Origin of the sequence: Allobosea sp. CER48 (genome assembly GCF_044752385.1) — a bacterium.
GTDB lineage: Bacteria > Pseudomonadota > Alphaproteobacteria > Rhizobiales > Beijerinckiaceae > Allobosea.
In genome coordinates, this window is record NZ_JBIWYK010000140.1 from 1 (window position 1) to 7219 (window position 7219).

The window sequence follows — 7219 nt, forward strand, 5'->3', positions numbered from 1 at the left end:
GCGGAGAACGGTCAGGTCGGCATCGCCGAACTGGAGCAGATCCGCGAATTGATCACGGCGGCCGGCTATCTCGGCCGTATCATCATCGACCCCTCCGTCGTCCGCGGCCTCGAATATTACACCGGCCCGGTCTACGAGGTGGAGCTGACCTTTCCGGTCACCAATGACGACGGGCAGGTGGTGCGCTTCGGCTCGGTCGCGGGCGGCGGGCGCTATGACGGCCTCGTCGGCCGCTTCCGGCCCGAGCCCGTGCCGGCGACCGGCTTCTCGATCGGCGTCTCCCGGCTCTTCTCGGCGCTGAAGGCGGTGAAGTCGCCGATCGTCGACAGCCGGAACGAACTGCCGCTTGTCGTTGTCACCGCGATGGACAACAAGTCGCCGGAGTTCATGCCGGGCTATCAGGCGATGGTCTCGGCCCTGCGCCAGGCCAAGGACGCGGACGGCAAGCCGCTCCTGCGCGCCGATCTCTATCTCGGCGCTTCCGGCTTCAATGCCCAGATGAAATACGCCGACCGGCGCGGCGCCGTCTGCGCGGTCATTCAGGGGTCGTCCGAGCGTGAGGCCGGGACGGTCGTCATCAAGGACCTGATCCTCGGCGCCGAGCTCGCGGCCGCCAGCCGCGACGTCAAGGATTCGTCCGAGCACAAGGCCAAGCAGGCCGAGGCACAGTTCGCGGTGCCGCTGGCGGAACTGGTCGAGGGCGTGAAGCGGGTGCTGGCGCGACATTCGTAAACGCCGCAGCCGTCATGCTCGCCCTTTGGGCAGGCATCCATGTCTTGAACGCGGCGGTCGCGGGCGCGAGACGTGGACGGTCGGGACAGGCCCGACCATGACGATGGTCGCTCCCTTCGATTCCCGTTCACCCATTTCCCTCAAATCCCTCGAAAATTGACGGCGCCGCTGCTAGAGCATCGGACCGAAAAGTGGGGACCACTCTTCGGAGCAATCCGATGCTGAAATCCGGCACGGCGCTCGCAACAGGATAGGAAGCCGTGTCCGCAAGCCGCGCCAGCATCGAGACCGTGATCGCGCTCTTCGCAGGCGAGGGCTATGTTCATGCCGAGCCCGCGATCCTGCAGCCCGCCGACGTCTTCCTCGATCTCTCCGGCGAGGATATCCGCCGCCGCATCTTCATGACGCAGGATGCGGATGGCCGCGACTGGTGCCTGCGCCCCGAATACACCATTCCCGTGGCACTCGATCACATCGCTTCGGGCTCGACCGAACCGGCGGCCTATGCCTATGCAGGCCCGGTCTTCCGGATGAGGGCCAACGAGCCCGGCGAATTCCAGCAGGCGGGCATCGAATCCTTCGGCCGTGCCGACGTCACCGCCGCCGATGCCGAGACGATGGCGCTCACCATCGAGGCGACGGCCGCGCTGGGCCTGAAGGCGCCGCGCATCCTGATGGGCGATGTCGCGCTGCTCGGCGCGCTGCTCGACGGGCTGTCGGTGCCCCAGGCCGCGCGCCGCCGCCTCGTCCGCGCGATCGTGCAGGGCAAGGGCACGGAGGCCGTCGACGCGCTCGATCCCCCGGTCGCAGAGGGCGAGGCAGCCCATGCCGGCCTGCTCAAGGCGCTTGAGGGGCAGGACCCCAAGGCCGCCCGCGCCTTCGTCGAGGATGTGCTGTCGATCGCCGGCATCTCGACGGTGGGCGGGCGCACGGCCGCCGATATCGCCGAGCGCTTCCTTGCGCGCGCTGCCGAGCGCGAGAATCCGGTCAATGGCGACGTCAAGGCGTTGCTGGCCCAGGTCCTTGCGGTCGCCGGCGATCCCGACGGCGCGTCCGCCGCGCTTCGGGCGCTGGCCGACCAGGCCTCGCTCGATCTCGGCCGCCAGCTCGACGCCTTCGACGAGCGAACCGGCTTTCTCGCCGCACGCGGCGTCGATGTCGGCGCGATCCGCTTCTCGGCGGGTTTCGCTCGCAATCTCGACTACTACACCGGCTTCATCTTCGAACTGCACGACACTGCTCGCGGTGACGGCAAGCCGGTCGCCGGTGGCGGCCGCTACGACAACCTTCTCGGCCGTCTCGGCGCGAGCCGGCCGATCGCGGCTGTCGGCGCCTCGCTCTGGCTCGACCGGCTGACGGGAGACGCGGCATGAGCCAGCCGTCCAGCAACGACGCTCCGCTTGTTCTCGCCGTGCCGTCCAAGGGCCGGCTGCAGGAGAACGCGACCGCGTTCTTCGGTCGCGCCGGACTGAAATTCGTCAAGGCCAGCGGCGAGCGCGGCTATCGCGGCACCATCGCCGGGGTGGAGGGCGCGGAGGTCGCGTTCCTGTCGGCCTCGGAAATCGTCGCTCAGCTTGCCTCAGGCGCGGCTCATCTCGGCATTACGGGCGAGGACCTCGTCCGCGAGCAGCTTTCGGACGCCGATGCCGCGGTCGAGATGTTGACGCCGCTCGGTTTCGGCCACGCCAATGTCGTCGTCGCCGTGCCGCAGGCCTGGATCGACGTGCGCAGCATGGCCGATCTCGAGGACGTCGCCTCGACCATGCGCGCCCGCCACGGCCGCAAGCTGCGCGTCGCAACCAAATATGTTCACCTGACCCGCCGCTTCTTCGCGCAGCACGGCCTCGCCGATTATCGCATCGTCGAGAGCCTCGGCGCGACCGAAGGGGCGCCTGCGGCCGGCACGGCCGAGATCGTCGTCGACATCACGACGACTGGCGCGACGCTGGCAGCCAATGCGCTCAAGGTGCTCGACGACGGCGTGATGCTGGCTTCCGAGGCCAATCTCGTCGCCTCGATGCGCGCCCCCTGGGGCGAGCGTGCCAGGGCGGCGGCCAGGACCATTCTCTCGCGCATTGCCGCGGAGGAGGAGGGGCGCACGATCCGGGAGGTTCGCGCCCGTATCGAGCTGTCGCACGACGCCCTGGCTGCACTGGCGGAGCGTTTCGGCACCCGCCTGCCATTCGGTGCTCCGGTGGCCGGCACGCCGCTCACCCTGCACTGCCCGGACAAGGCTGTCTTCGCGCTGGTCGAGCATCTCGACGGCCTCGGCGCCGATGACGTTACCGTCTCGGCACCCAGCTACATATTCCGGCGTTCGAACCGTCTGCTGGAGCGGCTCAACGCGCGGCTCTGATGTGGTTTTCCGCAACGGAATGACGGCGTCGACCGCGCTTCAGCCTTGATCCTGAACCAATTGGCCTCTAGGCGTGTTAACCGATTTTGCGGCCATCGCGCGGCCGTGCGAGTGAATGCAGGTAAGACGATCATGATCCGACGCCTTGGCCTTGCGGCCGTCCTTGCCGTCCTGGCCGTGCCGATGCTGATGCCGGGCGAGGCCGCGGCGCAGCGCCAGCGGATGCCGTCGCGCACCGAGCTCGGTGGCCAGACCGAGATTCCGCAGGCCCAGCAGGAGAAGACCTTCCCGCTCGGCGCCAGCTGGAGCCTCGTCCAGCTGAACGGCAAGCCGGTCTATGACCGGCGCGCGACGCTGATCATCGACAAGAACCTGCGCGGCACCGGCTTCGGCGGCTGCAACACGTTCTCCGCCGCGGCCTACCCGCTGCGCCAGCAGGGCCTGGCCGTCGGGCCGATCGCGCTCACCAAGCGTAGCTGCGACAAGGCCATGCTCGACTTCGAGCGCGCCTTCCTGACCGCGCTGCGCGGGACGCGCAACTGGGACATCGTCAATGGCCGCCTCGTCCTCAAGGGCGCGGCCGGCGAGCTGACCCTCAGCCGCTCGCTCTGACAGCTTCGTCTCCCCTTGAGGGCGGAGACATTTCAGCAGACGGACAGGAAAAGGGCCGCGTGAGCGGCCCTTTCTCGTCGTAGCGTCGCTGGTTGCCCTCAGGCCGCCGGCGTTTTTTCCGTGGGCGTCGGGGTGAAGGTGCCGTCCGCGTTCGGCTCCATGGTGACGATCGCATCGTGCATCGTGCGCAACGTCGCGCGGTGACCGATCGAGACGATACGGGTGTCCGGCAGCTCGCGGTCGATGGTGGCGTAGATCTCGCCCTCCAGCTTCTCGTCGAGCGAGGCGGTGGCCTCGTCGAGGAACAGCCAGTCCGGCTTGCTCAGCAGGGCGCGGGCCACGGCCAGCCGCTGCTGCTCGCCGCCGGAGAGGCGCTGGCCCCAGAGATCCACCTCGTCGAGCTTGTCGGCGAGATGGCCGAGCTTGACCTTTTCCATAGCGGCGCGGATCGCAGCGTCGTCATAGGCTTGCTCGTCGGCCGGGTAGGCGAGGGCAGCCCGCAGCGAGCCCTGCGGCAGATAGGGGCGCTGCGGCAGCAGCATGATCTGCGCGTCCGGTGGAATGCCGACCTTGCCGTCGCCGAACGGCCAGATGCCGGCGATGGCGCGGAACAGCGTCGACTTGCCGGAGCCCGAGGGGCCGATCAGCAAGGTGGAGCGCTGCGTGCCGAAATCGAGCTTGCCGAGCTTCACGATCGGCTTGCCGTTCGGCAGCAGCAATGTCGCGTTGCGGATGTGCAGGCCTTCGTCGCGAGAGGTCTCGCGGCCGAGGGCCTCCTCGCTGATCGGCCCGTGCTGCGCGTCGGCGATCGCCGTCTCGAACGAGGTCAGACGGTTGATCGAGGCGAGATAGGAGGCGATCGACGAGTAGCTGTTGATGATGAAGGACAGCGCGGTCTGCACACGGTCGAAGGCGCCTGCGACCTGCATCATGATGCCAAGCGTGATCGTGCCGGCGAAATAGTAGGGCGCCAGGATGATGTAGGGCAGCACCACGCTGAGCTGGTTGTACGACAGCGTAAAGCTGGTCAGCTTCAGCCGGCGCCAGACCAGCCGGTAGAAATTCTCGACGATGTCGCGGAAGCGCTGGGCGAGATGGGCACGCTCGGTCGGCTCGCCGACCATCAGCGCGATCTGCTCCGAATATTCGCGCAGGCGGGCGAGCGAGAAGCGGAAATTCGCCTCGCGCTTCTCCTGCTCGAATTCGAGCCGGATGAGGGGGCGGCCGATCAGATGCGTCAGCCACGTCGCCGCTGCCGCGTAGAAGAACGCGACCCAGAAGATGTAGCCGGGGACGGTGATGGAGGTGCCCGGCAGCGTGAAGGCGACCTGGATGTTCCAGAGGATGATCGAGAACGACACCAGCGTCGACACCTGCGAGAGCAGCGGCAACGCGAAGCCGTAGGTCTGGTTGACGAAGGCGCGGGTGTCTTCGGCGATACGCTGGTCGGGGTTGTCGACGCTGCCGGCAAGCGCGATCCGGTAATGCGTCGCGTGGTCCAGCCAGCGCTGCGTATACTCGTTCGCCATGAACTGGCGCCAGCGGATCAGGATCGTGTAGTTGGCGAAGAGCTCGATCAGGTTCGAGATGACCCAGAGCAGCGCCCAGACGCAGAAGACGTAGAAGAGCTGGTACCAGAACGCGGCCGCGTCCTTGTTCTGCAGCGCGTCGTACATGTCGCGATTGAAGAAGGAGAGGCGCAGCGTGATGCCGACCTGTACCTGGTTCAGGACGATCAGGAACACGAAGAGCGAGACCGCCAGCGTGCCAAGCCTGATGCTGAACGGGCCGATCGGCCAGAGATTGGCCGTGGTGATCTGGTCGGACTCGAAATAGGGCGAGGCGATCCGGGCGATGCGCCCGATCACCGGCACGAAGGAGATCGCGTAGATCAGGATGCCGAAGACGCCGACGGTGGTCGGCAGGCTGGTCGGAACCGGCGGAATCTGGAGCGCCTCCGGCCACGCGCCGATTTGCGCCAGCACCGCAGCCGCGCCGAACAGCACATACTCGATGGCGAAGACGCCGGAGAAGATGCGCAGGAAGAAGGGCAGGGTGGGTGAGCGGAAAGTCACTACTGCCAGCAGCAGGCCGACCACGCCCATGCCGATCAGGCTGGCCGATCCGGCTTGCTGGCCGACGACCAGCGTGGCGGCCGCCAGCAGGGCGACGAGGATGCTCAACAGACGCATGGGCAGGGATCCTGGCGGGAAAACGGTCGACTCCACGATTCGGACCATGTCGCAGCGGAAGTGGCCTTTCAATGGCGGCGCATCAGGATGAGCAAATTGTCATCCGGCGGACAGGCGGCCGGAGGCGCTTTCGGCCGCCGGCGGCGCACGAAAAAAAGACCCCGGCCGAGCGGATCTCGGCCGGGGCGGAGGGATGGGGGATGCACTGGCAGGCGGTCGCCTGCCAAGGGCCAGCGTCACTCGGCGGCGACGATCTTGCCGGCGTCCCACTTGTACATGGAGAAGCTCGGCGAGCTCAGGTCGCCGGTCTTGCCGTAGGTCAGCGTGCCGATCGCGGTCTTGACCGGCATGCCCGACTGGAGCGCCTTGGCGGCGCCGCTCGCGTCGCCCGGCTTGCCGGCCTTCTCGATCGCCGCCTTCAGCACCTCGACGGCAGCGTAGGCGTTGAGGGTGAAGGCCTCCGGCGGAATGCCCTTCTCCTTCAGCGCGGCGACAGCCTGGGCCGAGTCCGGGTTCTTCAGCGCGTCGGTCGCGTTGGTGAAGAGCGTGCCGGTGGCGTGGTCGCCGCCGATCGCCGCGAATTCGGTGTTGGAAAGGCCTTCGCCGCCGATGATGACCGCCTTGACGCCGGCATCGGCCAACTGGCGCGAGAGCAGCCCGCCCTCGGGGTGGTAGCCGCCGAAATAGATCAGGTCGACATTCGCGGCCTTGAGGCGGGTCACGACGGCCGACAGGTCCTTGTCGCCGGGGTTGACGGTCAGCGCGACGACCTCCTTGAGCCCGCCGGCATTGATTCCCTTCTGGAAGGAATCGGCCAGGCCCTTGCCGTAGGTACCCTTGTCGTGGACGATCGCGATCTTCTTGTCCTTCAGGTTCTTCAGGACATAGGCCGCGGCGATCTCCGCCTGCTGGTCGTCACGGCCGCAGGTGCGGAAGACGTTGGTCAGGCCGCGTGCGGTCAGGGCAGGCGATGTCGCGGTCGGCGTCACCATCAGCACGCCGCTCTCGGCGAGAACATCCGAGACCGCCATGGCGACGCCGGAGGTCACGGGGCCGACCACGAACTTCACCTTCTCGCCGACCAGCAGGTTGGCGGAGGAGACGCCCTGCTTGGGGTCTCCGGCATCGTCGGCAAGCTTCAGGACCAGCTTCTCGCCGAGCACGCCGCCGTTCTTGTTGATGACGTCGACGGCCGTCTGGGCGCCGTTCTTCACCTGGTCGCCATAGGCGGCGACAGGCCCCGTCAGCGGCGCCACGAGTCCGATGGTGATGTCGGCCCGAGCGGCCTGGGCCGACAGGAACAGCGTGGTGGCCAGGGCAGCGCCCG

The 7219-nt window shown here is 67.5% G+C and carries 6 protein-coding genes; 4 read left to right on the forward strand and 2 right to left on the reverse strand.

Features of this window, described 5'->3' with window-relative positions; genetic code table 11:
- The 4 genes from ACIPIA_RS07490 to ACIPIA_RS07505 all read left to right on the forward strand — a co-directional run.
- The coding region (locus tag ACIPIA_RS07490; protein WP_400508150.1) for an ATP phosphoribosyltransferase regulatory subunit at positions 1-732 on the forward strand (732 nt) is incomplete at its 5' end.
- 260 nt (positions 733-992) lie between these two features.
- Entirely contained in the window at positions 993-2105 is a 1113-nt protein-coding gene (locus ACIPIA_RS07495) for an ATP phosphoribosyltransferase regulatory subunit (RefSeq protein WP_400508152.1), read from the forward strand.
- Positions 2102-3088, forward strand: a complete 987-nt coding sequence (gene hisG, locus ACIPIA_RS07500) for an ATP phosphoribosyltransferase (RefSeq protein WP_400508154.1) — start codon at positions 2102-2104, stop codon at positions 3086-3088. The genes ACIPIA_RS07495 and hisG overlap by 4 nt, the downstream gene beginning before the upstream one ends.
- A gap of 132 nt (positions 3089-3220) precedes the next feature.
- The gene (locus ACIPIA_RS07505; protein ID WP_400508156.1) at positions 3221-3700 is read left to right on the forward strand and encodes an META domain-containing protein; all 480 of its coding nucleotides are present in this window, start codon (positions 3221-3223) and stop codon (positions 3698-3700) included.
- A 98-nt stretch (positions 3701-3798) separates the two neighbouring features.
- Here ACIPIA_RS07505 and ACIPIA_RS07510 read toward each other — a convergent pair whose 3' ends face one another.
- Both ACIPIA_RS07510 and ACIPIA_RS07515 read right to left on the reverse strand, forming a co-directional pair.
- Positions 3799-5892, reverse strand: a complete 2094-nt coding sequence (locus tag ACIPIA_RS07510; protein WP_400508158.1) for an ABC transporter ATP-binding protein/permease — start codon at positions 5890-5892, stop codon at positions 3799-3801.
- 236 nt (positions 5893-6128) lie between these two features.
- Positions 6129-7208 carry a branched-chain amino acid ABC transporter substrate-binding protein gene (locus ACIPIA_RS07515; protein WP_400508160.1) on the reverse strand — a complete coding sequence of 360 codons (1080 nt, stop codon included), beginning with the start codon at positions 7206-7208 and terminating at the stop codon, positions 6129-6131.
- Between the last annotated feature and the right edge of the window lie 11 nt (positions 7209-7219).